Below are 26,423 nucleotides of genomic sequence, written 5' to 3' on the forward strand. Positions count from 1 at the left end.
ATCACCAGGGCAGCGGGAGGACGCAGGCGGGTTCGCCGTCGGCGACCGGTGAGACCAGCAGCCCGTCGGCGCCGGCGAGCCCTCGGAGCATCGCCGACCCCGCCCAGGGACTCACCATCGCGCGCCCGGCTCGCCAGCTGAACGGCGCGAGGCGGCGCTGCAGCCCGGTGGCGGGGAGGTCGTGGGCCGCCACCTCGTCGAGTGCGGTGATCGGCCGGCACGATGCACCGTCGAGCCACGGCGGGAAGAAGCTGAGGAGGCAGGTGAAGGCGGCGAGCGGATTGCCCGGCAGGCCGAGCACCGGCACCCCCGCGCTCGTGCGGGCGAACAGCACGGGGTGCCCCGGACGCATCCCGACGCCGGCGACGTCGATCGTGCCGCCCTCGGCGACGATCGCCCGACGCAGCAGGTCGCCGTGGCCGCCGGCGGTTCCCCCCGTCGTGACGAGGAGGTCGGGGCGGGCCTCGGCCAGGAGCTCGATGAACGGGTCGAGTCGGTCGGGGACGCGCCGCGTCGACGCCCGTGCGCCGAGTCGCTCGAACAACGCGGGAAGGGATGGGCCGAAGGCATCGCGCACCGCGCCGGGCGCGGGCCGGCCGGCCGCGACGAGCTCGTCGCCCGTGACGATCAGCTCGACCCGCGGGGCGGCGAGCACCTCGAGGGTGTCGTGACCTGCGGCCGCGGCGAGGGCGAGGCGCGGCGGCGTCATCCGGGCGCCGGCCGGGATGAGCGGCTCGCCGCGTCGCAGTTCCTCACCGCGGCGCCGGATGTCGCGCCCCGCGAGCGGCGTGGAAGCAGTGGGCCGGAGCCACCCGGGGGCTTCGGGAAGCAGGTCTCCGTGCTCGGCACGCAGCACCCCGACCGCGCCGGGCGGCACGGCCGCGCCGGTCGTGATGATCCGAGCGGTGCCGACCCGCATCGGCCGTGACGGCGGCGCACCCATCACGACCGTGCCGTCGAGCCGCCAGGGACCCGCGCCCGCCACCGCCCAGCCGTCCATCGCGCTGACGTCGACCGTAGGCAGGTCGACGCGCGCATGCACGGCGTCGGCCAGCGTCCGACCGTCGGCCCGGTCGACCGGCACCGGCTCGGCAGCGAGCGGTCGGGTGCGACCGGCATGCCAGACGACGTCCCTGGCCGACTCCCAGGTCGTCGAGCTCACGGTGCGTCCTCGCCGAGTCGGCGTTCGACGGCGGCGACGACGACGTCGAGCGGGATGCCACGTGCCGAGGCGTATCCCGCCAGATAAGTCGTCAGCGGCGCGGCCGGACGGGCCACGCCATGTGCGGCGATGCGTGCGAGGTCGAGCACCGCCGCGACGTCGGGCGCGATGTCGAGGCCGAGTTCGGCGACGAGCTCGCGAGACCAGCTCTCGACGTCACGCGACGCGGACACGGCGCACCTCCCCCATCGGCAGCACGACGCCGTGCCGTGCGGCGTCGGCTGGAGTGTCGACGTCGGCGCACCAGCTGCTGCGGAGCGCGACTCCGCGAAGTTGCATGCGCGCGAGCACCGCGCCCATCGACGCACCCTTGCCGCCGGCCGGCGACGCGCTTCGCGTCGCCGCGAGCACCTCGGCGACGGCGCCGCGAAGCGCCGCCGTGCGGTAGACCGCGAGCAGTGGCTGCGAGAACCCATCGGGGTCGACCCCGACCACGCCGTCGATCGCGTGGACGGCCCGGCCGAGCAGGTGGGCCACGGCAGGTGCCGCCCCCACCAGATCGCCCGCGAGCACCACCGTGAAGCGCTGCGGACGGTCGGCGAGCCCCTCGAGTCCCGCCGCAATGGCCGCGACCGGGCCACTCCAGGGCGGATCCTCGGCGGCGACGCGGATGCGCCGCTCCGCGAGCACCCACCGGGGCGCCGGCGCACTCGAGACGTAGGCGATCGCACGAGCGCCGCCGACCGCGGCGACAGCGCGCGCGGCGAGACTCGTGCCGTCGATCGTGAGCGCCGTCTTGTCGATGCCGCCGAACCGAGAGGCGCGGCCGCCGGCCAGCACGATCGCGTCGTACGCGGCGATGGTGGGCGCCGCGGCCGGCGCCGCCGCCGTCATGCCCGTTCCAGTCGGGGCGCACCGACGTCGGCGTACCGATCGAGCACGAGTTCCACCAGCTGGCGGGGCGCCACCTCGTCGGGAAGCAACAGGGGCGCCGCGATCGCGTCGGCTCCTGCAGACGCGGCGGTGTCATAGAAGGTGCCGGGTGCCAGCAGGTAGCTGCCGACGATCACGCGCACCCCCGGGTGCACCTCGCGGATCATCTCGATGGCGTCGTGCAAGCGCGGGATCGCCGCGGCGATGAACCCGACGGTCACCGAACGGCCGAGGTGGTGCCCGAGCCTGCGCGCGGTCTCGAAGCACTCGCGCACCGCGCGTGGATCGTTGGAACCGGCCGCGGCGAGCACCACGGCGTCGGTGTCGGCGAGCCGGAGCCGGCCCAGCCGCTCGGCGAGCACCTCGACGATCCGATCGTCGGGGCCGAGTTCGTCCGCGAGCCGCGAGCCGGTGGGTGCGTCGACGCCCGAGCCGCGCCGGTCGAGTCCGAGCGAGAGCCCGGTGCGCACGTGGAAGCCCGCCGAGAGCACGAGCGGCACGATGACCGCCCCGGCGTCGTCGTCAGGGCCGAGGGCGGCCGCGACATCCGACCGGCTGGCGTCGACGAAACTGATGGAGACGTCGAGATCGGGACGCGCGGAGGCGACGCCGTCGACGAGCCGGATCACTGCCTCGCGATTCGCGCTCGACGGCGCCCCATGCGTGACCGCGACGAGCCGGAGCGGAGGGGCCTCGACATGCTCGGCCGCGGCACCGATGACTCTGGACCCGACCATGTGCTGACCCGCGCTCTCCGGCGGAACCCGTCTCAGCCGCCGATTCGACGCTAGGGAGAGCGTGTTTCACGCACCGCACCCACGTGTTTCCGGCACGTGAAGAACGGCTCACGCCGTACGCAGAAGGTACTCGGCCCCGCTACTCGCCGAGCAGTTCGGGGCGGACGCGGCGCGTGCGCTCGATCTGCTGCTCGTGCCGCCAGGCGGCGATCGCACCGTGGTTGCCGGAGAGCAGCACGGGCGGCACGTCGAGCCCGCGCCAGGACGCCGGCTTGGTGTAGCTCGGGTACTCGAGCAGGCCGTCTTCGTGCGACTCCTCGACGAGGCTCTCGGGGTTGCCGACGACGCCGGGCACGAGCCGGCCTGCCGCCTCGATCATCGCCATGACGGCGACCTCGCCGCCGTTCAGCACGTAGTCGCCGAGGCTGATGAGGCGCACCCGCATGCGGGTGGCGTAGTGGTCGACGACGCGCTGGTCGATGCCCTCGTAGCGACCGCAGGCGAACACGAGGTGCTGCTCCGCAGCCAGTTCGCGGGCGATCTGCTGCGTGAACGGCTCGCCGGCGGGCGACGGCACGACGAGCAGGGCATCGGATGCCCCGTCGCCCACGATGCCGTCGATCGCCTCGCCCCACGGCTCGGGCTTCATCACCATGCCGGCGCCCCCGCCGTACGGCGTGTCGTCGACCGTGCGATGCCGGTCGTGCGTGGCATCGCGCAGGTCGTGCGCGGTCACCTCGATGAGGCCCGACTGCCGCGCCTTGCCGAGCAGCGACAGGTCGAGCACCGAGAAGAACTCGGGGAAGATCGTGACGATGTCGACGCGCATCGGCGGACTACTCGTCGCGATCGGCCTCGACGGGCGCCGCGGCATCCGTCGTGGCGGTCTCGACGGAGTCGGCTGCCGGCGCGGTCGGGGCCGCGGCCTCGACCTCGGGAAGCTCCTCGAAGAGGCCCGGGGGCGGCGTCACGGTGACCGTGCCGGCGGCGAGGTCGACCTCGGGCACGATGGCCGAGACGAACGGCACCATGACCTCGCCGTTGCCGGTCTTGACGACCAGCAGGTCTTGCGCCGGGAAGTGCTCGACGTGCGAGACCTCGCCCACCCGCTCGCCGTCGCGGACGACGGCGAGGCCGATGAGCTGGTGGTCGTACCAGGCGTCGTCTTCGGGCGCCTCTTCTTCGACGTGCGAGACCCAGAGGATCGCCTTCGCGAGGCCCTCGGCCTCGGTGCGATCGTCGATGCCCTCGAAGAATCCGACGGCATGCCCGTTGTACCAGCGGAGCTCACGGAGCGTGAGGCTCTTGCCGTGCCAGGGCGAGTCGCCGGGCACCTGCAGCGAGAACTCCGCGCCCGGCACGAAACGCCGGTCGGGGTCGTCGGTGTAGAGCTCGATCTTGATCGCGCCCTTCAGGCCGTGCGCCTTCAGCAGGCGCCCGACCCGAAGCTGTGTGCCTGAAGTGTCGGCCACGTCAGTCGTCGGTGTCGACGACGTCGACGCGAACGCGGCGACCGTCGGCGAGAGCGGTGACGAGCGTGCGGAGCGCCTTCGCGGTGCGGCCTGCGCGGCCGATCACGCGACCGAGGTCCTCGGGGTTCACATGAACCTCGAGGACCTCGCCACGTGCGCTCGACGCGGAGACGACCTTCACCTCGTCAGGGTGATCGACGATCCCCTTGACGAGGTGTTCGAGCGCGGACTGGAGCAAGGCTTACGCCTCGTCCGTCGCGGTCTCGGCGGGAGCCTCTTCGACCTTGGCCGCGGGCTTCTCGGCCTTCGGCTTCAGCACCGGCTTCTTCTTCTCGTCGGCGACGAAGGCGGCCTTCGGCTCTGCGACCTGAACGGTCGAGACGGCGTTCTTGTCACCCTTGAACTTGCCCCAGTCGCCCGTGAGCTTGAGGATCGCAGCGACCTGCTCGGTCGGCTGCGCGCCGACGGAGAGCCAGTACTGCGCACGGTCGGAGTCGACCTCGATGAACGAGGGGTTCTGGGTGGGGTGGTACTTGCCGATCTCCTCGATCACGCGACCGTCGCGCTTGGTGCGCGAGTCGGCGACGACGATGCGGTAGTACGGCGCACGGATCTTGCCGAGACGCTTGAGACGAATCTTGACAGCCACAATTCTCCTGAAATGTTGTGAGTTGGCGAACTGACAGCCGTGAGCGTGGGGTGCACACTCGGCGGAAGCTCAAAGGGGTTCTGCGCGCCTGATAGAGGGTCGGGCGATACAGAACTCGACTGATCATTCTTGCAGATTCCGCGCCGAAACGAGAATCGGACCGTGCCGGGCGTCCCGAAGCGGCTCGCGACCGCTGCCGATGCGTCCGTCAGCGAGCGGATGACGCGTCGAGCGCCGCGTGCGAGGGCTGTCCCGCTCGGGCAGCAGCCAGCCACGTCTCGAGGCCCGCCGCATCGATGGGGAGCCCGCTCGAGAGCACCTCATGCCCGGTCGACGTCACGACGAGGTCGTCCTCGATGCGCACGCCGAGCCCGCGGAGCTCGGGCGGAACCGTCTCGTCGAAGGCGTGGAAGTAGAGCCCGGGCTCGACCGTGAGGGCCATGCCCGGCTGCATCACGGCGCCCTGGTAGGCGGCATAGCTCGAGCCGGCGCAGTCGTGCACGTCGATGCCGAGGTGATGGCCGACCCCGCACACGATGTAGCGCCGGTGCTGCTGCCCGTCGGGGGCGAGCGCCTCGTCGACCGAGACCGGCAGCATCCCCCAGTCGTGGAGCCCCCGCGCGATGACCTCCATGCTCGCGGCATGGAAGTCGGACCATTGGCGGCCCGGTCCGACCGCGGCGAGACCTGCACGGTGCGAGGCCTCGACGAGGTCGTGCACGGCGCGCTGCGCCGAGGTGAACGTGCCACCAGCCGGGATCGTGCGGGTGACATCGGCTGTGAACCCCGACCGGCGCTCGACGCCGACGTCGAGGAGCAGGACCTCGGCGGGGTTGATGTCGCCGTCGGCACGCACCCAATGCAGGATCGGCGCGTGGGCGCCGGAACCGACGATCGAGGCGTAGCCCGGGCCGTTGCCGACCGTGCGGGCGTAGCGGTCGAAGGTGCCCTGCAGCCACCGCTCCCCGCCCCACTCGATGGCCGAGGAGAGCTCGCGCGCCATCGCCGCGAAGCCCTGCTCGGTCGAGGCGACGGCGGCCGCGAGTTCGGCGAGCTCCCATTCGTCCTTGATCATGCGGAGCTCGGCGAGCACGCGCCGCAGCTCGGCCGAGCGCGGGGTCGCCGCGAGCGCCGCGGCGGCCGGCCCGGCCGGGGTCGGCGCGCCCGCGACGAGGGCGTCGTCGCCCAGCACGAGCTCCTCGATGCGGCGGGTGCGCACGTCGAGCGCCTCGGCGTACTCCGCGAGGCCGGGCATCGGCCCGACCCAGAGCTCGCCCCGGAGCGGGTCGGCGTGGAAGCCGTCGTCGCCCGGCCGGAAGGGCGCCGGCAGGTACAGCGTGGCGTCGTGGCCGCCCGGGATCGAGTCGATCACGAGCACCGCGTCTTCGATGCCGCACCCGAGGAGCCAGAGGAAGTCGCTGTCGGCACGGAACTCGAAGCTCGTGTCGTTCGCCCGCACCGGCGCACGACCGGCGGAGATGGCGATCGTGCGGCCGGGCAGCGCCTCGGCGAGACGTGCCCGGTGGTGGTGCGCCGCGAGCGCCGCACCCGACGGAATCACGGGGGTGCGCACCGGCGTGGCCCAGCCTCGCAGCATGGACTCGTTGAACCCCGGCGACTGCGCGAGCCGCGGCATCCGGGGGTCGCGCTCGTCGGGGGCGGGCATCGAGGATGCCGCGGCTCCCCCGTCGGCGGGCCGGCTCGCGGAATCGGTGTGGGTGTGGGCGTGTCCGGTCATTCCGGGTCCTTTCATCGGCGCTCTCGCGTCATTCGGCGCTGTCGGGAGCGCGGGGCGTGGGCAGAGCCGGCGACGCGCCGGTCGAGCGCGTCGAACAGGCGCCCGGCGACCTTCCCGGTGTGCAGTCCGTCGTGCTCGAACTCGTTGGTGATCCAGGCCTCGAGACCCCCGACGCGGTCGACGGTGTCGAGCGAGAACGCCGCGTCGGCGTACATGTCGTCGAGGTAGACGACCGCCTCGATCGGCACGACGTTCGCGGCGAGCCGGTCGTGGTCGTACAACTCGATGGGCCTCGCCGTCTCGGCGAGGCGTTCGACCCCAGCGCGGAACCCGCGGAGCGCCCGCATCTCGTCGAACATCCAGGGGAAGACCATCTCGCCCGTGAAGAGCAGCGGACGGGCGTCGGGCGCGAAGTCGGGATTCGCGTCTCGGGCCCGCTCGGCCGCCCAGGCGGTCGGGCCGGGGCCGTAGATGCTCTCCTGCAGGGCGATGAAGAGCGGATTGCGATCGAAGCCCGTGAGCGCGCCCACGCTCGACAGGAACGTCTCGCTGAGCACGCTCTCGTCGGCGTCGGCGAACGCCTCGTCGAACACCCAGTGCACCCGGTCGAACCCCGGCGCCATGCCGAAGTCGAAGCCGAGGGTCTGCAGGCGCCGCACGGTCAGCCGGTCGCCGTCGGGCAGGCGCACGTCGCCGGCGTCGAGCAGGTCGGCGACCCGTGCGATGCGCGACCCGAGGTGCGGAAGTCGCTCGGCGAACCGCCGGTTCTTCGCCCGCACCCGAGGGAAGGTGCGCGCGTACACGGCGTCGGCCGACGGGTCGAGGCTCGGCAGCCCGCCGGCGATGGCCGAAGCCGCGATCGCCTCGGGCGCCACCGAGAGGTAGTGCAGCGTGAGGAACCCGCCGTAGCTCTGGCCGAGCGTCCACCACTGCACTCCCCCGTAGTGCGCGCGCCGCAGCGCCTCGAGATCGCGCACGATGGAATCGGCGCGGTGCAGCTCGAGCATCCGGGCCGATGCCTCGGCGCCGAGCCCCTCGAGCTGCCGGCCCTCGAGCGGCGTCGAGCGTCCGGTGCCCCGCTGGTCGGGCAGCACCACCCGGAACCGGGCGAGCGCCTCGGCGAGGAATCCGTCGCGCCCGAGCGGCCTCGGCGACTTGCCGCCCGGGCCGCCCTGCAGGTAGACGAGCACCGGGAGATGCTCCTCACGGCGGGCCGCGTCGACGAGCTCGCGCGCGAAGACGCGGATCGTCGGCCCGTCGGGGTCGGCCCAGTCGAGCGGCACGTCGAGCCACAGCTCGCGCGCCGCGACATCCGGACCGATGGGGTACCAGTGCGCGCTCATCGGGCCGCCGTCCGCACCCGCGAGTCGAGCAGTGCGTAGGTCGTGTCGACCACGAGGTTGGAGATGACGACGAAGACGCCGCCGAGGAGCACGATCGCGATCACCACGGGTCGATCCTGCATGGCGACCGCGGTCACCGCCAGGCTGCCGACACCGAGCAGGCCGAAGACCTGCTCGATCACGATGACGCCGCCGAGCATGAGCCCGATGTCGATGCCGAGCTGGGTGACGAGCGGCGGCATCGCGCTGCGGAACGCGTGCACGTACGTCACGCGCCGCTCGTCGACGCCCTTCGCGCGAGCGGTGCGGATGTAGTCCTGCCCGAGCACCTCGAGCATCTGGCCGCGCGTGAGCCGCGCGTACACCGCCGCGACGACGAGCGCGAGCGTGAGCCACGGCAGCAGCAGATGCCACGCCCACTCGAGCGGACTCTGCTCGAACGGCACGTAGCCGCTCGGCGGGAAGAGCGTGAAGCCGAGCTTCGTCGGAACGAAGTACAGCAGGTAGAGCGCGAGCATGCCGAGCACGAAGGTCGGGAAGCTGATGCCGACGATCGCGAACCCCTGGCCGAACCGGTCGCGTGCCGAACCCGGATGCCTCGCCGACGCGATGCCGATGGGGATGCCGATCGCGAGCCAGAACACCATGCCCCCGAAGACGAGCGACATCGTCACCGGGATGCGGGAGACGACGAGCTCGGAGACCGGCATGCTCGAGCGGTACGAGTAGCCGAGGTCGCCCTGCAGCAGGTTGCCGACGAAGGTCGCGTACTGCTCGGTCATCGGCCGGTCGAGCCCGAGGTTCGAGCGGATCTGCGCCATGAGCTCCTCCGTCGCCTTGTCACCCGCGATGATGCGGGCCGGGTCGGACGGCGAGACGTAGAAGAGCATGAACACGAACACGCTGAGCAGGAACAGCACGAGCACGCCGAAGGCGATGCGGGAGAGGATGAATCGGGTCATGCGCGCTTGCCCTTCGAGACGGCGGCGGGGTCGAGGGCGTCGCGGAGCCCGTCGCCGAGCAGGTTGAACGCGAGGGTCAGGGCGAGCAGCGCGCCGCCAGGCACGACGACCATCCACCACGCCACGAGGTAGAGCGAGCCGTTCGCGGCATCCGCGAGCATGTTGCCCCAGCTGGGCGTCGGCGGCACGATGCCGAGGCCGAGGAACGAGAGCGTCGCCTCGAACACGATCGCCGCCGGGATCATGAGGGTCGTGTAGACGATGATCGGCACGACCAGGTTGGGCAGGATGTCGCGGAACATGATCGAGGTGCGCGAGGCGCCGAGCGAACGCGCCGCCTCGACGAACTCCCGGTGGCGGAGGGCCAGCACCTGGCCGCGGATGACGCGGGCGAGCCCCGTCCAGCTGAAGAACACGATCACGGCGATCGACAGGCTGAGGCTCGGTCCGAGCACCGAGACGAGCGCGATCGCGCAGAGCAGGAACGGCACGCTCATCACGAGGTCCATCGTGCGGCTGAGCACGGTGTCGACGATGCCGCCCGAGAACCCCGAGATCGTGCCGATCGCGATGCCGATCACCGACGCCACGATCGAGGCGAGCACGCCGACGAGGAGCGAGACCTGAGCGCCGTAGGCGAGGCGCACGAGCACGTCGCGGCCGAGCTGGTCGGTGCCGAGCAGGAACTCGGGGTTGGGGCCGACCGGGATGCCCTCGGGCGTGAGCCCGGTCTCGCGGAACTGCTCGGTCGGGCCGTGCCCGGTCCACGCCGCGATGAGCGGCGCGCACAGCGCGAACGCGATGATCAGGAGGATCGCGATCAGGGAGGCGATGCTCGCCGGGTCGCGCAGCAGCCGGGTGAGCGTGAGCCGGCCGGAGCCGCGCGCCTGCACCTCGGTCGAGGCGCTCGCCGCCGCCGCAGGGGTCTTGGGAAGGATGCTCACGAGGCGACCTCCACGGCGAGCTGCTCGGCATGGTGCCGATCGGCGTGCGCGCCAGCGGAGCCGGTCGGCGGCAGCAGTCGCCGCTCGCGCGGCTCCCGCGGGATCTCGGGCGCCGCCGCGGCCAGCAGCCGCCGCGTGAAGGGCTGCTGGGGATCGTTCCAGACCTGGTCGGCGGTTCCGAGCTCGACGATGCGCCCGCCCTCCATGACGGCGATCCGATCGCAGACGTGGCGCACGACCGCGAGGTCGTGCGAGATGAACAGGTAGGTGAGGCCGAGCCTGCGCTGCAGCTCGTCGAGCAGGTTCAGCACCTGCGCCTGGATCGACACGTCGAGCGCGGAGACCGGCTCGTCGAGGATCACGAGCTCGGGGTTCAGGGCGAGCGCCCGCGCGATGCCGATGCGCTGACGCTGTCCGCCCGAGAACTGCGACGGGAAGCGGTTGTAGTGCTCGGGGTTCAGGCCGACGAGCTCCATGAGGTCCTGCACCTTCGCCCGCCGCTCGGCGCCGCTCGCGAGCCGGTGGATGCGGAACGGGTCGCCGATGATCGACCCGACGCGGCGCCTCGGGTTCAGCGAGCCGAACGGGTCCTGGAAGACGAGCTGCACGCGGCGCCGGAGGTCGCGCCACTGCGCGCGGTCGAGGTTCGCGGTGGGCGCGCCGTCGAACTCAACGGTGCCGGCGGTCGGTGCCACGAGACCGGCGATCGCGCGGGCGAGCGTGGTCTTGCCGCAGCCGCTCTCACCGACCAGGCCGAGCGTCTCACCGCGTCGCACCTCGAGCGAGACGTCGTCGAGCACGACGCGCGGCTCGCCCCGCCGCTGCGGGAAGGCGAGACGCAGCGCGTCGACGGTCACGATGGCGTCGTCGCCGGTCGCGATGAGGCTCGGCGGCGGGAGCACCGGCGGCTCCGGTTCGACCGGCGTCGACTCGAGCCAGCAGGCCACCTCGGTGCCGTCGTCGTAGTGGCGCACGGGCGGCTTGGTGGTGCAGATCGACATCGCATCGGGACACCGGTCGCGGAACGCGCAGCCTTCGGGCGGCGCGAGCAGGCTCGGCGGCCGTCCGCCGATGGGCACGAGTGGCGTTCCAGGCTCCCGGTTGAACGACGAGGAGCGGAGGAGGCCCGCGGTGTAGGGGTGGGCAGGGCCGCAGAGGACGGCATCGGCCGCCCCGAGTTCCATGCGACGGCCGCCGTACATGACCATGACCCGGTCGGCGACGCGGGAGAGCACGCCGAGGTCATGGCTGATCATGAGCACGGTCGTGCCGAACTCGCTGCGCATCTCGCCGAGGAGGTCGAGGATCTGCGCCTGCACGGTCGAGTCGAGCGCGGTGGTCGGTTCGTCGGCGATGATGAGCGCCGGGCCGAGCGAGAGCCCCATCGCGATCATGACGCGCTGTCGCATTCCGCCCGAGAACTGGTGCGGGTAGGCGTCGAAGCGCGCCGCGGCATCCGGGATGCGGACCCGGTCGAGCAGATCGACCGCGCGCGCCTTCGCCGCCTTCGCGCTGACCCTCTCGTGCGCCTGGATCTGCTCGACGATCTGCCAGCCCACGGTGTACTGCGGGTGCAGGCTCGAGAGCGGATCCTGGAAGATCATGCTGATCTCCCGCCCGCGCACCGAACGGAGCTGCTCGGGCGCGAGCGAGAGCAGGTCGCGGTCTCGGAACAGCACGGAGCCGCTGGTGCGTGCACCGGGCACGAGCCCCATGATCGACTGCACCATCACGGACTTGCCGGAGCCGGATTCGCCGACGACGCCGAAGAACTCGCCCTCGTTGACGGAGAAGGAGACATGCTGCACCGCGTGCACCGTGCCGTCCTCGGTCGGGATGTCGACGGCGAGGTCGCGCACGTCGAGGAGGATCGTCATTGGGTTCCCTCGATCAGACCCGGCGGCCGGCCGTGACCGGCCGCCGGGTACTGGGTTTGCGAATGATTCGGGCTGCTACTTCGTGAGCCAGACGTTCGTCCAGTCGCCGTTCTGGCTCTGGGCGTAGGGCTCGAAGCCGCCGACGCGGGCCGAGTGGTAGTTCGGCTTCAGCCGGTAGGCGATGCTGACGATCGGCGCGTCGGCCATGACGGCCTGGTCGACCTGGTGCCAGAGGTCGGCCGCCTCGTCGGGCGTCGCCGCGGCGAGGGCCTCTGCGGCCAGTTCGTTCGCGGCGTCGCTGTTGAAGTCGACGTAGTTGTACGTCTGCGGGGTTCCGTCGAACACGAACTGCGGCTGGAAGACGCTGCGCGCTGCGCCGCCCTGCCAGTCGGGCGACCAGCCGACGAGGGCGATGTCCCACGCACCCGAGCTCGCGTTGTCGGGGTTGGTCATGAAGTTCGCGTAGTAGTCGGTCGGCGGCACGGGCGTGAGCTCGACGGTGATGCCGGCGCGTTCGAGGCTCGCCTGCACCGTCTGGGCGATGTCGGGCTGCGTGCCGACATTGCGGTAGGGCATCTTCAGGGTGAGGCCGTCGGGGTAGCCCGCCGCAGCGAGGAGCTCCTTCGCCTTCTCGGGGTCGCCCTTGCCGCCGTCGGTCGCGTACTCATCGGACTCCTCGTAGCCGAGGATGCCGGGGCCGAAGATGCCGTTCGTGACGCCCGCGAGCTCGGCGCCGCCCATCGTCTGCACGACAGCCGCCTTGTCGACGGCGTACTGCAGCGCCTGGCGCACCTCGAGCTTGGTGAGCGCACCGCCGTTGTTCGCCGACGCCGTGTTCATCCACATGAACTGGTCGACGCCGCCGTTCTCCATCGTGGAGAACTTCTCGTCGTTCGCCGCCTTGAGCTGCTGGATGTTCGCGGGGCTCGGCGTGAGGTCGAAGAGCATGTCGGCGGATCCGGCCTGCAGCTGCTGCATGGCGGCGTCGCCCTCGACGCCCATCGTCATCTCGATGCCGTCGACGTGGGCCTTGCGGAGCGGGTCGCTCTCGGGGTCCCACGCCGGGTTGCGCTCGAGCACGAGCTTCGCGTCGGGCGTGTACTCGGCCACTTGGTAGGGACCGGATGACACGAAGGCGCGACGGTACTCGGGCGAGTCGGGCAGCGCGTCGAGCGCCTCGATCGGCGCGGGGTCGGCCGCGTCGAGCGAGAGCATGAAGGGGAAGTCGCTCGCGGGCTCGACGAGCGTGAACTCGATCGTGCGGTCGTCGGGGGTGCGGATGCCGGAGATCTCGTTGCCCTCGATGTACTCCTTGATCGGTCCGACCTCGGGTGCGACCGCGGCGAAGCCGGTGCAGAACTCGTCCATGCCGGCGATGAGGCCCTGGAAGTAGCCCGCGAGGGCACCCGAGATGTGCGGATTGCAGAGACGCTCGATGCCGCGGGAGACATCGCTCGCGACGATCGGGCGAGCACCGTCTGGTGCACCCCAGGTGACGCCGTCGCGCAGCGTCACGGTGTACGTGAGGCCGTCGGCGCTCGGGGTCGGCACCTCTTCGACGAGGTCGGGCTGGAGCACGATGCGCTCGGCGGCATCGTCGCTCGCCGCGTAGCTCAGCAGGGACCGCGACACCGAGCGCATGACGTTGTAGGTCGGGACGTACGCGACGAGCTGCGGGTCGAGGTGGTCGACGTCGCCGTTCGCGAGCACCTTCAGCGTGCCGCCGGACTGCGGTTCACCGGCATCCGAGTCGCTGCCGGGCGTGGTCGTGCACGCGGTCAGCATGAGCGCCGTCGAGACGGCGAGCACCGCCGCGACGCGGGGAATGGATCGAGCCATGAGTCACCTTTGAATCATTCGCTGTCCGCATCGTCGGACGACAAGCGGATTGCCGTGCTCGAGCGCTGCGCGGGTTCCGGCGCTCGTGGCGGCGGATCCGGGGGCAGCTCGTCGGGTTGGGAGCCCGAGCATTATGCAATATGTGACATATTACGCATTACCCGTACGATGTGTCCATGCCCGGCATCTTCGATTCGCTCCGCCTGCTCGACGGCCCCGCCATCGCCGAGCGCATCACCATGCGCCAGGCCATCGACGCCCTCAAACAGGCCCTCGCCGATGGATTCGACCCCGATGACGATCCGGCGCGCGCGATCGTCGACGTTCGGCACGGCCAGCTCCTGCTCATGCCGTCGGACCTCGGCGCGTACACGGGCCAGAAGCTCGCGACCGTCGCGCCGGCGAACCCGGCACGCGGCCTCGAACGCATCCAGGCGATCTACATCGTGCTCGACGCGGAGACGCTCGCGCCGGTCGCCCTCCTCGACGGCACGGAGCTCACGAGCCTGCGCACGCCCGCCGTCTCCGCCGCCGTCGCCGACGTCGTCGCCGCCCCCGATGCGGCATCGCTCGTCGTCTTCGGCACCGGCCCACAGGGCGTGCGCCATGTCGAGGCCATGCGCGCCATCCGCCCGATCGAACGGGTGCGATTCGTCGGTCGGGACCGGGCGAGGGCCGAGCAGGCGGTCGCCACGGTCACCGCGAACGGTCTCGACGTGGCCGTCGGCAGTGCAGCGGATGTCGCGGACGCCGACATCGTCGTCTGCGCCACCACCGCCCGCGAGCCGCTCTTCGACGCCGCACTCGTCCGCGACGGCGCCGCGGTCGTGGCCGTCGGCTCGCACGAACGCGACGCCCGCGAACTGCCGGGCGAGCTCCTCGGGCGCGCCCGCGTGATCGTCGAGTCGCAGCGGGTCGCCCTCGCCGAGGCCGGCGACGTCATCCTCGCCATCGCCGAGGGGCACCTCTCCCCCGACTCGCTCACCCCGATGGCGCGGCTGTTCGGAGGCGACGAGCCCGAGGCATCCGCTCGGCCCGTCGTGATCAAGACCTGCGGCATGGGCTGGCAGGATCTCGCCGTCGCGCAACTCGCCCTGACGCCCGACGCCCACTGAACGACGAACGGAACGCACATGCACTGGAAGACCGAAGACTGGCACACCGCGGGCGAACCGTTCCGCATCGTGCTCGATGTTCCGACCGAGGGCGGCACCGTCGCCGCCCGCCGGGTCGAGGCCATGACCGGCGAGGCCGACGCGGTGCGCCGGTTCCTCTGCCTCGAACCGCGCGGACACGACGACATGTACGGCGGTTTCATCACGCCGCCCGACGACGACGGCGCCGACTTCGGCGTGCTGTTCTGGCACAAGGACGGCTTCTCGACTGCGTGCGGGCACGGCACCATGGCGCTCGGCGCCTGGGCCGTGCGCACGGGCCGCGTCGCCGCACCTGATGACGGCGAGGCGATCGTCACGATCGACGTGCCGAGCGGACGGGTGCAGGCGCGCGTGCAGCGCAGCGGCGGCGTCACGACGGGCGTCGTCTTCCGCAACGTGCCGTCCCGGGTGCTCGCGACGGGCATCCCGCTGTCGACGAGCCGGGGCGACGTCCTCGTCGACCTCGTGTTCGGCGGCGCCGTCTACGCGACCCTGCCGGCGGCCTCCCTCGGCCTCACCGTGGCGCCCGCCGACACGACCGAGCTCATCCGTCTCGGCCGCGAGATCAAGTGGGCGCTGAACGACCACCCGGCCGCCCAGCTCGACGACGACCGGCTGTCGGGCGTGTACGGCACGATCCTCGTCGACGACCTCGGCCGCACCGCCGACGGCCCGTGGCAGCGCAACGTCACCGTCTTCGCCGACGGCGAGGTCGACCGCAGCCCCTGCGGCTCGGGCACCGCCGCCCGCGTCGCGCTGCTCGCGCACACGGGCGAACTCGCCGACGGCGAGGTGCTCACGCACGACTCGATCATCGGCACGCGCTTCCTCGCGCGGGTCGCCGAGCGCACGGAGGGCGCCGTCGTGCCCGAGGTCACCGGCCAGGCGTACCGCGTGGGCTCGTGCGAGTTCGAGCTCGATCCGGCCGACCCGCTCGCCGAGGGCTTCAGCCTGCGCTGACGCCGCGGCGAACCGCCGTGCGACACTGCTGGGATGGAATCACCGCAGTCGCTGAGCGAAGCCGACCGGCGTCACGTCGCGTTGTGGGCGGCGGACTGCGCTGAGCGGGTGCTCGGCCTCTTCGAGTCCGAGGCCCCGACGGACGACCGACCGCGAGACGCGATCGCGCGAGCCCGGGCATTCGGCCGCGGCGAGCTCGAGACCGCGGACGAGATCCGCCGGCGGTTCGTCGCCGGACGGGCTGCGAAGTCGGCGGAGTCGCCCGCGGCCGTGGCCGCGGCCAGGGCCGCCGCACAGGCCTCCGGCGTCGCCCACATGGGTGCGCACGCGCTCGGCGCCGCCGCCTACGCCGCGAAGGCCGCCGGCCTCGCCGCTCCGGACCGACCCGACGCCCTCGACGACGAGGTCGCCTGGCAGCTCGGGCGGATGGACGAACGAACGCGGTCGGCCCTTCGGAAGTTGCCGATGGTCGGCGAGGACTCCGCCGGACCACTCGGCCCGGGACTGCTCGCATCGGGAACGCTCGGGTCGGTCATCCGGGACATCCAGTCCGCGCTGGCCGGCGCTCGCTGATGGATGTCGCGCGGCCGGGGCTTCACCGGCCACGCGACATCCGCTCGCTCAGAACTCGCCGGTGAGGCCGCCCCAGCCGTTCGACCGGCCAGCCTCGCTGCGGCGCTGCGGGATGCCCCAGGGGTTGTCGTCGCGCAGCGCAGCAGGCAGCAGGGCCTCCGGCGCATTCTGGTAGGCGACGCCGCGGAGGAACCGCGAGATCGCCGCCGTGCCGACGCTCGTGGCATCGGTCGTCGTCGCCGGGAACGGCCCGCCGTGCTGCATCGCAGCGGTCACGGAGACCCCGGTCGGCCAACCGCCGAAGAGCACCCGGCCGCTCGTCTCGGCGAGAGCGTCGACGAGCTCGCCGAGCTGCCCCGCCTCCGCATCCGTGGCGTGCACGGTCGAGGTCAGGTTGCCGGGGAACAGCTCGCGATGGAGCGCGGGCAGTGCAGCGGCATCCGAATACCGCACGATCACCGACAGCGGACCGAACGACTCCTCGAGGAGCGCATCCGGTTGCGCCCGGAGCTGCTCGACCGACACCTCGACGACGGTCGGCGTCACGAACCGCTGCCCGTCGTGGTCGACTCGCACCTCGCCCTCGGCGAGCACGGTGACGCCGTCGGCGCCGAGCACGGCGCCGCGCCGCTCCTCGAACGCCCGGCCGATGCCGGGGTTCAGCAGCCGATGTTCGCCGACGGCGGCGGCGGCTTCGGCCAGGCCGCCGAGCTCGGCATCGTCCGGCACGAAGAGGAAGCCCGGCTTCGTGCAGAGCTGGCCGGCCGAACCCGCGACGGAGGCGAGGAACCCCTGGAGCAGCTCGGGTTCGGCGGCGACGGCTCCGGGCGTCGCATAGACGGGGTTCACGCTGCCGAGCTCGCCGAAGAACGGGATCGGGCGCGGCCGGGTCGCCGCGATGTCGGCGAGCAGCCGGCCGACGTGCGTCGATCCGGTGAAGGCGCCCGCGCGGATGCGGTCGTCCTTCAGGAGGGCGACGCCGTTCTGCTGGCCCTCGATGAGCTGGAAGACGCCGTCGGGCATGCCCGCACCGGCGAGCGCCTCAACGACGACCTCTGCCGTGCGCCGGGAGAGCTCGAGGTGGCCCGAGTGCGCCTTGACGACGACCGGGCAGCCGGCGGCGAGCGCCGCGGCCGAGTCGCCGCCCGCGACCGAGAAGGCGAACGGGAAGTTCGACGCCGCGAAGTTCAGCACGGGGCCGACCGGCTCGAGCACCCGCCGCACGTCGGGCCGCGGGCCGATGACGTACTCGGCATCGGCGGCGTCGATGCGCGCGTCGAGGTAGGCGCCGTCGACGATTGCCTCGGCGAAGAGCCGGAGCTGGTTCGAGGTGCGGCGCACCTCCCCGATGAGGCGGGGCGCCGCGAGCCCGGTCTCGCGCATCGCGATCGCGATGAGCTCGGCGGCGTTGCGATCGAGGGCGTCGGCCACGGCGACCAGCGCTGCAGCTCGAGCGCGAGGTTCGGTCGCGGCGAAGGCGCGCGCGACCGCGGCGGCCCGTTCGGCGACGCGGTCGAGGTCGGGGTCGGTGGAGGTCGTCATGGGTCGATCCGCTCTGTGCTGTGGGTCGGTCACGGTGGTCAGAAGACGAAGCCCTCGGGGAACGGGTCGTCGTCGTCGAGGAAGTACTGGCCGAGCCCGGTCACCCATGCCCGCCCGGTGATGGTGGGAACCACGGCGGGCACGCCGCCCACGGTGGTCTCGCGGAGGAGTCGCCCGGTGAACTCGGTGCCGATGAACGACTCGTTGACGAAGTCGGTGTCGAGGGCGAGCTGACCGCGCGCGTGCAGCTCGGCCATGCGCGCCGAGGTGCCGGTGCCGCACGGCGAGCGGTCGAACCACCCCGGATGGATCGCCATCGCGTGCCGGGAGCGCACGGCGTCGGAGCCGGGAGCGATGAACTCGACGTGATGCACGTGGTTGGCGCCGTCGAGCTCGGGATGCCGCGGCGGGGCCTCGGTGTTGATCGCCTCCATGATCGCGAGCCCTGCGGCGACGATGTCGTCCTTCCTGGCGCGATCGAACGGCAGCCCGACGTCGTCGAGCTCGACGAGCGCGTAGAAGTTGCCGCCGAAGGCGACGGAGTAGGGCACGGCGCCGTAGCCGGGCACCTCGATCGAGGCATCCAGGCGCTCCACGAAGCTCGGCACGTTCTCGATCGTGACGTGCACGGCGCGACCGCCCTCGACCGCGACGCGCGCGATGACGAGCCCGGCGGGCACGTCGAGGCGGATCTCGGTCACGGGCTCAGTCACCTCGACCATGCCCGTCTCGACGAGCACCGTCGCGACGCCGATCGTGCCGTGACCGCACATCGGCAGGAATCCGCTCGCCTCGATGAAGACGACGCCCCAGTCGGCGTCGTCGCGCGCCGGCGGCTGCAGGAGCGCTCCGGACATCGAGGCGTGGCCGCGCGGCTCGTTCATGAGGAGTCCGCGCAGCCCGTCGAGGTGCTCCATCGCGTAGAGGCGCCGGTCGTTCATGGTGGCGCCGGGGATCCGGCCGACGCCGCCGGTGACGACGCGGGTCGGCATGCCCTCGGTGTGCGAGTCGACGGCCGAGAGCACCCGGCGCGCGCGCATCAGTCGACCGCCGCCGACCGAGCCGCCAGCGCTGCGAGTGCCCGCTCGGTGTCGGCGGTGACCTGGGAGCGCTGCTCGTCGCTCAGCGCACCGCGCGGCGGGCGGGTCGGGCCGCCGTAGGAATTGCCGCAGATGTCCATGGAGAGCTTGATCGCCTGCACGAACTCGGTGCGCGAGTCCCAGCGGAAGACGGCGACCAGCTGCGTGTAGAGCTCTCGCGCCTCGAGCCACTTGCCCTCGACGAGCAGGTTGTACAGCTCGACGGCCTCCTTCGGGAAGGCGTTGGGGTAGCCGGCGAACCAGCCGACGGCGCCGTTGACCATGAGCTCGAAGAGCACGTCGTCGGCACCGGCGATGATGTCGATGTCGCAGAGCTCCTTGATCTCGTAGACCCGGCGCACGTCGCCCGAGAACTCCTTGATCGCGACGACCTCGGGTATCTCGGCCAGTTTCGCGACGAGGGACGGCACCAGGTCGACCTTCGTGTCGAACGGGTTGTTGTACGCCATGATCGGCAGCCCGACCTTGGCGACCTCCTCGTAGTGCGCGATGACCTCGCCCTCGTTCGCGCGATAGAGCGTGGGCGGCAGCAGCAGCACGCCGTCGGCGCCGTCTTCGCGAGCCCACTCGGCCCACTTGCGAGCCTGGTGGCTGCCGACGCCGTGGGCGCCGGCGATGACGATGCCGCGGCCGTCGACGGCCTCGACGGCGACCTGGATCACCTTGCGCCGCTCCTCGTCGGTGAGCGAGGAGTATTCGCCGAGCGAGCCGTTGGGGCCCACGCCGCGGCATCCGTTGCTCATCAGGAAGTCGACGTGCTCGGCGAACTTGTCGTAGTCCACCGCGAGCCCGGCGGGCGCCGAGTCGTCTTCGGTGAAGGCGAGCGTCGTGGCGACGACGACGCCGCCGAGGTCCATGGTGCTGGTCATCTGATCTTCCGTTCTCTGGTCCGTCTTCGACGGATCGGTAATATGTGACATATTACTGCTCTGGTCCCCCTGTGGCAACCGCTGCCACCTCGCCGAGCCGCACCGGTGCGAGCACCGGTCGGCGGTCGAATCCCTCGGGCGCACCGCCGGCGTCCGCGACGATCGCCTCCACCGCGCGCCCGCACGTCCGACCCTGGCATGCGCCGAGCCCGGCCCGCGTCGCGAGCTTCATCGCCCGCAGGGGTGCATCTGCCCGAACTGCGATCGTGCGGCGCGTGACGTTCTCGCAGCGGCAGACGACCGTGTCGTCGGAGAGCCACGAGGTCCAGCCGGGCTGGATACCGTGGGCGCGCTCGAGCCGTGCCGCGAAGGCGCGCATGCGTCGTCGTACCGCGAGCGGGCCGCGCATGCGGCCGTCGTCGAGCGCACCGCCTGCGGCCATGAAGCCCGCCACGGCTCCCTCGGCGAGCGCGGCATCCGCACCGCCGATGCCCGTGACCTCGCCGGCCGCGAAGACGCCGTCGACGCTTGTGCGTTGGGACTCGTCGACGACGACGAACCGCCCGCGGCGGTCGCCCTCGATCACCGCGCCGAGGGCGATCGCCACCTCGAGCCGCGGGGTGAACCCGTGCCCGAGCGCAACGGAGTCGCACGCGACCTCGCGTTCGGTCCCCGGAATCGGCCGCCAGTCCGCGTCGAGGGCGGCGATGACGACGCCCTCGACCCGGTCGGTGCCGAGCACCCGCACCACGCCGCTGCCGATCCGATACGGGATGCGATGGCGGGCGAGCGCGCCCACGTACTCGACGAGTTCGCCGGCCTTGCCGACGAGCTGCCACGGCCGCGGCAACCAGCCCGCGGCGAGCCCGCCGAGCCGCGATGCCTCGTGCACGCCGACCACCTCGGAGCCCGCGACGGACAGCGACTGCGCGACCGGCAGCAGGAAGGGTCCGGCGCCGCTCACGACCGTGCGCCGGCCGACCGTGACGCCGTCGCGCTTCGCGAGCGCCTGGGCGGCACCTGCGGTCGTGACGCCCGGCAGCGTCCAGCCGGGAACGGGCAGGGCGAGATCGTGGGCGCCCGTCGCGACGACCACGGCATCGGCCTCGATGTCGAGCGCGACGCGCCCCGCGGCATCCGCTGCGCCGACGACGGCCCGCAGGCGCACGACGCCGTCGGATGCCTCGGCCGACCAGACGCTCGCACCGGTGTGCACCTCGGCGCGGTCGAGCACTCCCCTGAGTCGTTCGAACCGCGCCCACCCGTGCTGGAGGCGGCGATCGGTCAGGCCCTCGTGATGCCGCCAGTACTGGCCGCCGAGCCGGCCGCCCTCGTCGAGCAGCGTGACTGCGGCCCCGGCGGCGAGGGCGGCCTGCGCCGCGGCGAGCCCGGCGGGGCCGCCGCCGAGGATCGCGACGCGCGTCGCACCCGTCGTGCCGGTCGTGCCGACCGTGCCGGTCGCGGCCGTCATGCTCGCACCTCGCGCTCCACCCGATCGCCGTCGACGGCCTCGCGCTGGCAGGCGCGCACCCCTTCGACGTCGTTCACGGTCACGAGGCAGTCGTGGCAGACGCCGATGCCGCAGAACACGCCGCGGTCACCGGTCTGCGCGGTGCGCCAGGCCGTGCGGCCGGCGCCGATGAGCACGCCGGCGATGGTCTGCCCGTCACGCCCTTCGATCGCCTCGTCGCCGACGGTGATGCGGATCATGCGGTCTCCTGCAGACTGGCCCGGCCCGGCAGGAACGGGGTCGGGTCAAGGGCGGTGGGTGCGCCGAGCACGGCGTGCACGACGAGCTCGGCGGTGGCGGGTGCGAGTCCGATGCCGGCCCCCTCGTGCCCGGTCGCGTGCACGAGCCCCACGATCTCGGGGTCGGCGCCGATGACGGGCAGGTGGTCGGGCGCGTATGGACGGAACCCGAAGTAGCTCCGGAGCAGCAACGTCTCCTCGAGGAACGGGAACAGGCGCACCGCCTTCGCCGCGATCGCCGCCGCCGGGGCGACCCCGGGGCGATCGTCGAAGCCGACGCGCTCCCGGCTCGACCCGATCAGGACGGTTCCGCCCGGGGTCGACTCGACGACCGTGGAGGTCTGCAGGGCGGCGTCGCCGGAGCCCACGGCACCCACGTAGTCGCTGTCGTACACCTTGTGGAAGACGCGCTGCGGCATCGGGGTCGTGACGAGGATCACTCCGCGTCGCGGCCGGATGTCGAGCCGGGCACCGAGACGTGCCGCGACCTCGCCGGCCCACGGCCCGGCGCAGTTCACGACCACGTCGGCCTCGATCGGCCCGGCAGTCGTCATCACGCCGGAGAGACGGCCGGGCCGACCCGCCCGGCCGAGCGCGCCGGTCACCTCGCCGATCACGAGCCGCGCGCCGGCGCGGACCGCGGTGTCGAGCAGCGCCTGCGTCGCCGTCGACGGCTGGATCTGCGCGTCGTCGGGGTAGTGCACGGCGTGCACGACCTCGCGGGACAGGAACGGCTCGGCCTCGGTGAGCGCGGCGACATCCATCGCCTCGGCGCGGATGCCGGTGGCGCGCTGCGCCTCGGCGAACCGCTCGAGTGCCGGCTCCCCGCCGTCGAACGCGACGACGATGCCGCCCTTCGCCTCGAACTCCGTCAGCGGCTGGCACGAGGGCCGCTCGGCGTCGAGCCGCGCGGCGAGCACACGCCACATGGCGTTCGAGGCGACCGCGAGGTCGGCCTCGGCGCCCGGCGCCTTGTCGCTGACGAGCAGGTTGCCTTCGCAGCGACTGGATGTCTCGCCGGCGACGCCGACCCGGTCGATCACGACGACCTCGGCGCCGCCCTCGACCAGCGCGAGGGCGCACGCGGCACCCACGATGCCTGAACCGATCACCGCGACGCGCACGATGCACCTCCTCGTCGCAAGTCAACCACCGAGGTACGCCTCGATGATGCGCGGATCCTTCGCCAGATCGGCGGCGGGGCCCTCGAGCGTCGCGCTGCCGGTCTCGACGACGTACGCGCGATCGGCGATCTTCAGTGCGGCGCGGGCGTTCTGCTCGACGAGCAGCACGGTCGTGCCCGCCGCATTCACCGACGCCACGATCTCCATCACCTGCTTCACGACGAGGGGCGCGAGCCCCATCGAGGGCTCGTCGAGCAGGAGCAGCTTCGGCCCGCCGATCAGCGCCCGGCCGATCGCGACCATCTGCTGCTCGCCGCCCGAGAGCGTGCCGCCCTGCTGGCCCCGCCGTTCCGCGAGGCGGGGCATCATGCCGTACACCTCGTCGAGACGCGTCGCGATCGCCTTCTGGTCGCGCACCGTGTAGCCGCCGAGGAGCAGGTTCTCGTGCACCGTCATGGTCGAGAAGATGCGTCTGCCTTCGGGCACGTGGATGAGGCCCGCCGCGACGATGTCCCACGGCTTGGCGGTCGTGAGGTCCATCCCCTGCCAGGTCACCGAGCCGGAACGGGGACGAACGAGCCCCGAGAGCATGTTCATGGTCGTCGACTTGCCCGCGCCGTTGTTGCCGAGCAGGCACACGATCTCGCCCTCGCCGACCGTGAAGCTCAACTCGCGGAGTGCGTGCACCCGGCCGTAGACGACATCGGCGTCCTTCACCTCGAGCAGCGTCATGATGCGTCCTCGCTCTCGTAGACACCGAGGTAGGCCTCGATCACGGCGGGGTTCCGCTTCACGTCCTCCGGAGCGCCGTCGGCGATCTCCTTGCCGTAGTTCAGTACCACGATGCGCTCGGCGAGTTCCATGACGAGCCCCATGTCGTGTTCGATGAGCACCACGGCGACGCCGAGCCCCCTGATCTTGCGGATGAGCCGCATGAGCGTCTGCTTCTCGTTGAAGTTCAGGCCCGCGGCGGGTTCGTCGAGCAGCAGGAGCTTCGGGCTCGTGGCGAGCGCCCTCGCGATCTCGACCCTGCGCTGCTCGCCGTACGGCAGCTGGGTGACGTAGAGCTGCTCGTCGTCCTCGAAGCCGACGAAGTCGAGCCATCCCCGCGCCTCGCGGACGCACGCCGCTTCGGCACGGCGGTAGCCGGGCGTATGCAGCAGTGTCGACCAGAACCCCTCGCGGAGGTTCGCGTGCATCGCCGTGGTGACGTTCTCGAGCACCGAGAGCTCGCGGAACAGGCGCAGGTTCTGGAAGGTCCGCGCCATCCCCCACTTCGTCACCCGGGACGGCAGCACCCGGTAGAAGCCGAAGCTCTGCAGGAGGTTCACGAGCCCGAGCCGGCGCCAGATCGCGGGCACCGCCCGCACGATCGCCTTGCCGTCGAAGACGACCGAACCCGCGGTCGGCAGGTAGAAGCCCGAGATGCAGTTGAACGCACTCGTCTTGCCGGCGCCGTTCGGCCCGATGACGGCAAGGATCTCGCCCTCCCGCACCTCGAAGCTGAGGCCGTCGACGGCGGTCACGCCGCCGAACTGCAGCCGGAGGTCCCTGACCTCGAGCAGGGCGCTCATGCGCGGTCTCCTTCGTGTGCCTCGGTCGTCGGCGTGCCGTCGACCGACTCCATGACGCTCGCGGGCACCGCCGTCGCCTCGGTGAACGCCGGCGGGGTGGGACGCGTTCGCCGGAGCCACGGCAACACCGCGGTGGCAGGCCAGAGTCCCGACGGGCGGAACAGCATCACGACGACGAGCAGCACACCGAAGATGAGGTAGCGCCACTCGGCGAAGTCGCGCAGCAGCTCGGGTGCGAGCGAGACGAACAGCGCGCCGATGATGACACCCGGCGTCGACCCCATGCCGCCGAGCACCACGGCCATGAGGATGAGCGCCGAGTACAGGAACTGGAAGCTGTTGGGGCTGATCGCCGAGAGGTGGGTCGCCATGAGCTGCCCGGCCATGCCGGCCCAGACGGCACCGATGATGTACGCCGAGATCTTGGCGATGTAGGTGTTGATGCCCATCGCCTCCGCGGCGTCCTCGTCGTCGCGAACGGCCTTCCAGGCACGCCCGAGCCGCCCCTTCGCGAGCCGCCCGGCGCCGATCACGCCCACGACGATCACCACGGCCGCGACGAAGTAGTAGAACACCACGCGCTCGGGGAAGTCGATGCCGAACAGGTTGAACCCGTCGTCGAAGCCCCACGGGCCGAAGCTCCAGGTGGGGATGCCGTGGATGCCCGACGGGCCGCCCGTGATCTTCAGGTTGTTGGCCGTGATGCGGATGATCTCGCCGAACCCGAGGGTCACGATCGCCAGGTAGTCGCTGCGCAGGCGCAGGGTCGGCGCACCGATGATGATGCCGGCCGTGATGCACGCGACGATGGTGGCGATGAGCGCGGCCCACATGGGCCAGCCCAGCACGGTGGTGAAGATGCCCGAGATGTAGGCGCCGACCGCGAAGAACGCGATGTAGCCGAGGTCGAGGAGGCCGGCGTAGCCGACCACGACGTTCAGGCCCATGCAGAGCATCACGTAGATGAGCGCGCTCGTGGCGATGGACATCGTGTAGCGGGAGGCGTCCATGAACGGCAGCACCGCCACGAGGAGGACGGCGACGAGGCCGAGCGCGCGCATGAAGCCGCGCTGCGAGGAGAAGACGCCCTTCGGCGGCTGCGGCCGCTCGTAGAGGGGCGCAGGGGCACGCAAGGGCACGTGCTTCAGGGCGTGATCCAGATCGCGCGCCATGTCACATCCTCTCCACGACACGGGCGCCGAGCAGGCCCGTCGGTTTCAGCGTCAGGAACAGGATGAGGAACCCGAAGGCGAACACGTCCCGCCATTCGCCGCCGAACCAGGCCGAGCCGAACGACTCGAGCATCCCGAGCAGCACGCCGCCGAGCATCGCGCCGTACAGGTTGCCGATGCCGCCGATGACGGCGGCGGTGAACGCCTTCAGTCCGATGATGAAGCCCATGAGGAAGTCGATGGACCCGTAATAGGCGCCGGCCATGACGCCGGCAGCGCCGGCGAGCGCGGAGCCGATGAAGAACACCATCGCGATGACGCGGTCGACGTTGACGCCCATGAGCTGCGCGCCGGTCGGATCGAGGGCGATCGCGCGCATGGCCCGCCCCTGCCGCGTGCGCTCCACGATGTGGGCGAGCACGAGCATGAGCACGGCGGCGATGACGACGAGCACGATCTGCGACGCGGTGACGCGCATGCCGAGCACGTCGAAGCCGCTCGACTCCAGGCGGATGGGAAACGCCTCGGGGTTCGGGCCGAAGATCTGGCGCACGCCGTACTCGAGGGTGAACGAGACGCCGATCGCCGTGATCAGCACGGCCAGCCGGGGGCTCCGCCGCAGCGGCCGATAGGCGATGCGCTCGATGCCCACGCCGATGAGGCCGGTGGTCACCATCGAGAGCAGGAGCACGACGAGCAGGAGCGGGATCGAGGTCTCGTTCGAGATGCCGAACGCCGAGAGTGTGAAGAACCCGACGAACGCGCCGAGCATGTAGATGTCGCCGTGCGCGAAGTTCAGCAGCTTGATGATCCCGTAGACCATGCTGTAGCCGAGCGCGACGAGGGCGTAGAACGATCCGACGATGAGACCGTTCCAGATGAGCTGCATCATTGCAGAGGAATCCTTCCGACGAGTCGGGGCGGGGCCGGAGCCCCGCCCCGCTGCG

General features: G+C 71.7%; 27 protein-coding genes. 3 read left to right on the forward strand and 24 right to left on the reverse strand.

The window, feature by feature from the left end:
• Position 1 precedes the first annotated feature (1 nt).
• The 14 genes from ESP57_RS03375 to ESP57_RS03440 all read right to left on the reverse strand — a co-directional run bounded on the left by ESP57_RS03375 (position 2) and on the right by ESP57_RS03440 (position 13,656).
• Entirely contained in the window at positions 2-1,162 is a 1,161-nt protein-coding gene (locus tag ESP57_RS03375) for a molybdopterin molybdotransferase MoeA (protein ID WP_129230537.1), read from the reverse strand.
• Positions 1,159-1,395, reverse strand: coding sequence for a DUF6457 domain-containing protein (locus tag ESP57_RS18560; RefSeq protein ID WP_056009598.1), 237 nt, complete (start codon positions 1,393-1,395; stop codon positions 1,159-1,161). The genes ESP57_RS03375 and ESP57_RS18560 overlap by 4 nt, the downstream gene beginning before the upstream one ends.
• Positions 1,379-2,056, reverse strand: a complete 678-nt coding sequence (mobA, locus tag ESP57_RS03385) for a molybdenum cofactor guanylyltransferase (RefSeq protein ID WP_129230538.1) — start codon at positions 2,054-2,056, stop codon at positions 1,379-1,381. Before mobA ends, ESP57_RS18560 begins: the two co-directional genes overlap by 17 nt.
• Positions 2,053-2,832 (reverse strand): sirohydrochlorin chelatase, encoded by a 780-nt coding sequence (locus ESP57_RS03390; protein WP_056009604.1) that lies wholly within the window; start codon positions 2,830-2,832, stop codon positions 2,053-2,055. The genes mobA and ESP57_RS03390 overlap by 4 nt, the downstream gene beginning before the upstream one ends.
• A 139-nt stretch (positions 2,833-2,971) precedes the next feature.
• The gene (gene trmD, locus ESP57_RS03395; protein ID WP_129230539.1) at positions 2,972-3,661 is read right to left on the reverse strand and encodes a tRNA (guanosine(37)-N1)-methyltransferase TrmD; all 690 of its coding nucleotides are present in this window, start codon (positions 3,659-3,661) and stop codon (positions 2,972-2,974) included.
• Between the two features lie 7 nt (positions 3,662-3,668).
• The gene (gene rimM, locus ESP57_RS03400; RefSeq protein WP_129230540.1) at positions 3,669-4,304 is read right to left on the reverse strand and encodes a ribosome maturation factor RimM; all 636 of its coding nucleotides are present in this window, start codon (positions 4,302-4,304) and stop codon (positions 3,669-3,671) included.
• A 1-nt stretch (position 4,305) separates the two neighbouring features.
• On the reverse strand, positions 4,306-4,542 hold the full coding sequence (locus ESP57_RS03405) for an RNA-binding protein (protein WP_022891825.1): 237 nt from the start codon (positions 4,540-4,542) through the stop codon (positions 4,306-4,308).
• A 3-nt stretch (positions 4,543-4,545) separates the two neighbouring features.
• The gene (gene rpsP, locus ESP57_RS03410; RefSeq protein ID WP_056009615.1) at positions 4,546-4,953 is read right to left on the reverse strand and encodes a 30S ribosomal protein S16; all 408 of its coding nucleotides are present in this window, start codon (positions 4,951-4,953) and stop codon (positions 4,546-4,548) included.
• 208 nt (positions 4,954-5,161) lie between these two features.
• Positions 5,162-6,691, reverse strand: coding sequence for an aminopeptidase P family protein (locus ESP57_RS03415; protein ID WP_243648384.1), 1,530 nt, complete (start codon positions 6,689-6,691; stop codon positions 5,162-5,164).
• Positions 6,692-6,702: 11 nt separating this feature from the next.
• Positions 6,703-8,034, reverse strand: a complete 1,332-nt coding sequence (locus tag ESP57_RS03420; RefSeq protein WP_129230541.1) for an alpha/beta fold hydrolase — start codon at positions 8,032-8,034, stop codon at positions 6,703-6,705.
• Positions 8,031-8,996 (reverse strand): ABC transporter permease, encoded by a 966-nt coding sequence (locus tag ESP57_RS03425; RefSeq protein WP_129230542.1) that lies wholly within the window; start codon positions 8,994-8,996, stop codon positions 8,031-8,033. The genes ESP57_RS03420 and ESP57_RS03425 overlap by 4 nt, the downstream gene beginning before the upstream one ends.
• Positions 8,993-9,940 (reverse strand): ABC transporter permease, encoded by a 948-nt coding sequence (locus tag ESP57_RS03430; protein ID WP_056009624.1) that lies wholly within the window; start codon positions 9,938-9,940, stop codon positions 8,993-8,995. The genes ESP57_RS03425 and ESP57_RS03430 overlap by 4 nt, the downstream gene beginning before the upstream one ends.
• Positions 9,937-11,817 carry an ABC transporter ATP-binding protein gene (locus ESP57_RS03435; RefSeq protein ID WP_129230543.1) on the reverse strand — a complete coding sequence of 627 codons (1,881 nt, stop codon included), beginning with the start codon at positions 11,815-11,817 and terminating at the stop codon, positions 9,937-9,939. Before ESP57_RS03435 ends, ESP57_RS03430 begins: the two co-directional genes overlap by 4 nt.
• Positions 11,818-11,892: 75 nt before the next feature.
• Positions 11,893-13,656 (reverse strand): ABC transporter substrate-binding protein, encoded by a 1,764-nt coding sequence (locus ESP57_RS03440; protein WP_129230544.1) that lies wholly within the window; start codon positions 13,654-13,656, stop codon positions 11,893-11,895.
• A gap of 176 nt (positions 13,657-13,832) precedes the next feature.
• Between ESP57_RS03440 and ESP57_RS03445 the strand changes: the two genes are divergently transcribed.
• From ESP57_RS03445 to ESP57_RS03455, 3 genes are read left to right on the forward strand one after another with little or no spacing between them, the layout of a single operon-like run.
• Positions 13,833-14,771 (forward strand): ornithine cyclodeaminase family protein, encoded by a 939-nt coding sequence (locus tag ESP57_RS03445; RefSeq protein WP_129230545.1) that lies wholly within the window; start codon positions 13,833-13,835, stop codon positions 14,769-14,771.
• Positions 14,772-14,789: 18 nt separating this feature from the next.
• Positions 14,790-15,773, forward strand: coding sequence for a proline racemase family protein (locus ESP57_RS03450; RefSeq protein ID WP_056009630.1), 984 nt, complete (start codon positions 14,790-14,792; stop codon positions 15,771-15,773).
• A 33-nt stretch (positions 15,774-15,806) separates the two neighbouring features.
• Entirely contained in the window at positions 15,807-16,346 is a 540-nt protein-coding gene (locus ESP57_RS03455) for a putative immunity protein (protein WP_129230546.1), read from the forward strand.
• Positions 16,347-16,394: 48 nt separating this feature from the next.
• On the opposite strand, the gene ESP57_RS03460 is transcribed toward ESP57_RS03455, so the two are convergent.
• Genes ESP57_RS03460 through ESP57_RS03505 form a run of 10 tightly spaced genes read right to left on the reverse strand, consistent with a single transcriptional unit; the run spans position 16,395 to position 26,368 of the window.
• Positions 16,395-17,888: an aldehyde dehydrogenase (NADP(+)) gene (locus ESP57_RS03460; RefSeq protein ID WP_129230547.1), complete on the reverse strand. Its 1,494-nt coding sequence runs from the start codon at positions 17,886-17,888 to the stop codon at positions 16,395-16,397.
• 38 nt (positions 17,889-17,926) lie between these two features.
• On the reverse strand, positions 17,927-18,928 hold the full coding sequence (locus ESP57_RS03465) for a proline racemase family protein (RefSeq protein WP_056009639.1): 1,002 nt from the start codon (positions 18,926-18,928) through the stop codon (positions 17,927-17,929).
• Positions 18,928-19,857, reverse strand: a complete 930-nt coding sequence (locus tag ESP57_RS03470; RefSeq protein WP_129230548.1) for a dihydrodipicolinate synthase family protein — start codon at positions 19,855-19,857, stop codon at positions 18,928-18,930. Before ESP57_RS03470 ends, ESP57_RS03465 begins: the two co-directional genes overlap by 1 nt.
• Before the next feature lie 52 nt (positions 19,858-19,909).
• Entirely contained in the window at positions 19,910-21,328 is a 1,419-nt protein-coding gene (locus ESP57_RS03475; protein ID WP_129230549.1) for an NAD(P)/FAD-dependent oxidoreductase, read from the reverse strand.
• Entirely contained in the window at positions 21,325-21,567 is a 243-nt protein-coding gene (locus ESP57_RS03480; RefSeq protein ID WP_056009648.1) for a (2Fe-2S)-binding protein, read from the reverse strand. Before ESP57_RS03480 ends, ESP57_RS03475 begins: the two co-directional genes overlap by 4 nt.
• A complete protein-coding gene (locus ESP57_RS03485) occupies positions 21,564-22,730 on the reverse strand; it encodes an NAD(P)/FAD-dependent oxidoreductase (RefSeq protein WP_243648385.1) in 1,167 nt (388 codons plus the stop codon). The genes ESP57_RS03480 and ESP57_RS03485 overlap by 4 nt, the downstream gene beginning before the upstream one ends.
• 21 nt (positions 22,731-22,751) lie before the next feature.
• Entirely contained in the window at positions 22,752-23,462 is a 711-nt protein-coding gene (locus tag ESP57_RS03490; protein ID WP_129230551.1) for an ABC transporter ATP-binding protein, read from the reverse strand.
• Complete coding sequence (locus ESP57_RS03495; protein ID WP_129230552.1) at positions 23,459-24,304, reverse strand: ABC transporter ATP-binding protein; 846 nt, start codon at positions 24,302-24,304, stop codon at positions 23,459-23,461. Before ESP57_RS03495 ends, ESP57_RS03490 begins: the two co-directional genes overlap by 4 nt.
• A complete protein-coding gene (locus tag ESP57_RS03500; protein WP_129230553.1) occupies positions 24,301-25,476 on the reverse strand; it encodes a branched-chain amino acid ABC transporter permease in 1,176 nt (391 codons plus the stop codon). Before ESP57_RS03500 ends, ESP57_RS03495 begins: the two co-directional genes overlap by 4 nt.
• 1 nt (position 25,477) lies before the next feature.
• The gene (locus ESP57_RS03505) at positions 25,478-26,368 is read right to left on the reverse strand and encodes a branched-chain amino acid ABC transporter permease (protein WP_056009660.1); all 891 of its coding nucleotides are present in this window, start codon (positions 26,366-26,368) and stop codon (positions 25,478-25,480) included.
• Positions 26,369-26,423: the final 55 nt, after the last annotated feature.

This window comes from Agromyces fucosus (assembly GCF_004134865.1).
In the GTDB taxonomy this organism is placed as follows: domain Bacteria; phylum Actinomycetota; class Actinomycetes; order Actinomycetales; family Microbacteriaceae; genus Agromyces; species Agromyces fucosus.

Excerpts from the sequence above, each read along its gene's own strand:
- ESP57_RS03390 (WP_056009604.1), bottom strand. The coding sequence starts at position 2,832 with ATGGTCGGGTCCAGAGTCATCGGTGCCGCGGCCGAGCATGTCGAGGCC.
- mobA (WP_129230538.1), bottom strand. The coding sequence starts at position 2,056 with ATGACGGCGGCGGCGCCGGCCGCGGCGCCCACCATCGCCGCGTACGAC.
- ESP57_RS03435 (WP_129230543.1), bottom strand. The coding sequence starts at position 11,817 with ATGACGATCCTCCTCGACGTGCGCGACCTCGCCGTCGACATCCCGACC.
- ESP57_RS03465 (WP_056009639.1), bottom strand. The coding sequence starts at position 18,928 with ATGCGCGCGCGCCGGGTGCTCTCGGCCGTCGACTCGCACACCGAGGGC.
- ESP57_RS03440 (WP_129230544.1), bottom strand. The coding sequence starts at position 13,656 with ATGGCTCGATCCATTCCCCGCGTCGCGGCGGTGCTCGCCGTCTCGACG.
- ESP57_RS03445 (WP_129230545.1), top strand. The coding sequence starts at position 13,833 with ATGCCCGGCATCTTCGATTCGCTCCGCCTGCTCGACGGCCCCGCCATC.
- ESP57_RS03420 (WP_129230541.1), bottom strand. The coding sequence starts at position 8,034 with ATGAGCGCGCACTGGTACCCCATCGGTCCGGATGTCGCGGCGCGCGAG.
- ESP57_RS03415 (WP_243648384.1), bottom strand. The coding sequence starts at position 6,691 with ATGACCGGACACGCCCACACCCACACCGATTCCGCGAGCCGGCCCGCC.
- ESP57_RS03475 (WP_129230549.1), bottom strand. The coding sequence starts at position 21,328 with ATGACGGCCGCGACCGGCACGGTCGGCACGACCGGCACGACGGGTGCG.
- ESP57_RS03450 (WP_056009630.1), top strand. The coding sequence starts at position 14,790 with ATGCACTGGAAGACCGAAGACTGGCACACCGCGGGCGAACCGTTCCGC.
- ESP57_RS03480 (WP_056009648.1), bottom strand. The coding sequence starts at position 21,567 with ATGATCCGCATCACCGTCGGCGACGAGGCGATCGAAGGGCGTGACGGG.
- ESP57_RS03425 (WP_129230542.1), bottom strand. The coding sequence starts at position 8,996 with ATGACCCGATTCATCCTCTCCCGCATCGCCTTCGGCGTGCTCGTGCTG.
- ESP57_RS03455 (WP_129230546.1), top strand. The coding sequence starts at position 15,807 with ATGGAATCACCGCAGTCGCTGAGCGAAGCCGACCGGCGTCACGTCGCG.
- trmD (WP_129230539.1), bottom strand. The coding sequence starts at position 3,661 with ATGCGCGTCGACATCGTCACGATCTTCCCCGAGTTCTTCTCGGTGCTC.
- ESP57_RS03460 (WP_129230547.1), bottom strand. The coding sequence starts at position 17,888 with ATGACGACCTCCACCGACCCCGACCTCGACCGCGTCGCCGAACGGGCC.
- ESP57_RS03490 (WP_129230551.1), bottom strand. The coding sequence starts at position 23,462 with ATGACGCTGCTCGAGGTGAAGGACGCCGATGTCGTCTACGGCCGGGTG.
- ESP57_RS03500 (WP_129230553.1), bottom strand. The coding sequence starts at position 25,476 with ATGGCGCGCGATCTGGATCACGCCCTGAAGCACGTGCCCTTGCGTGCC.
- ESP57_RS03470 (WP_129230548.1), bottom strand. The coding sequence starts at position 19,857 with ATGACCAGCACCATGGACCTCGGCGGCGTCGTCGTCGCCACGACGCTC.
- ESP57_RS03495 (WP_129230552.1), bottom strand. The coding sequence starts at position 24,304 with ATGAGCGCCCTGCTCGAGGTCAGGGACCTCCGGCTGCAGTTCGGCGGC.
- ESP57_RS03505 (WP_056009660.1), bottom strand. The coding sequence starts at position 26,368 with ATGATGCAGCTCATCTGGAACGGTCTCATCGTCGGATCGTTCTACGCC.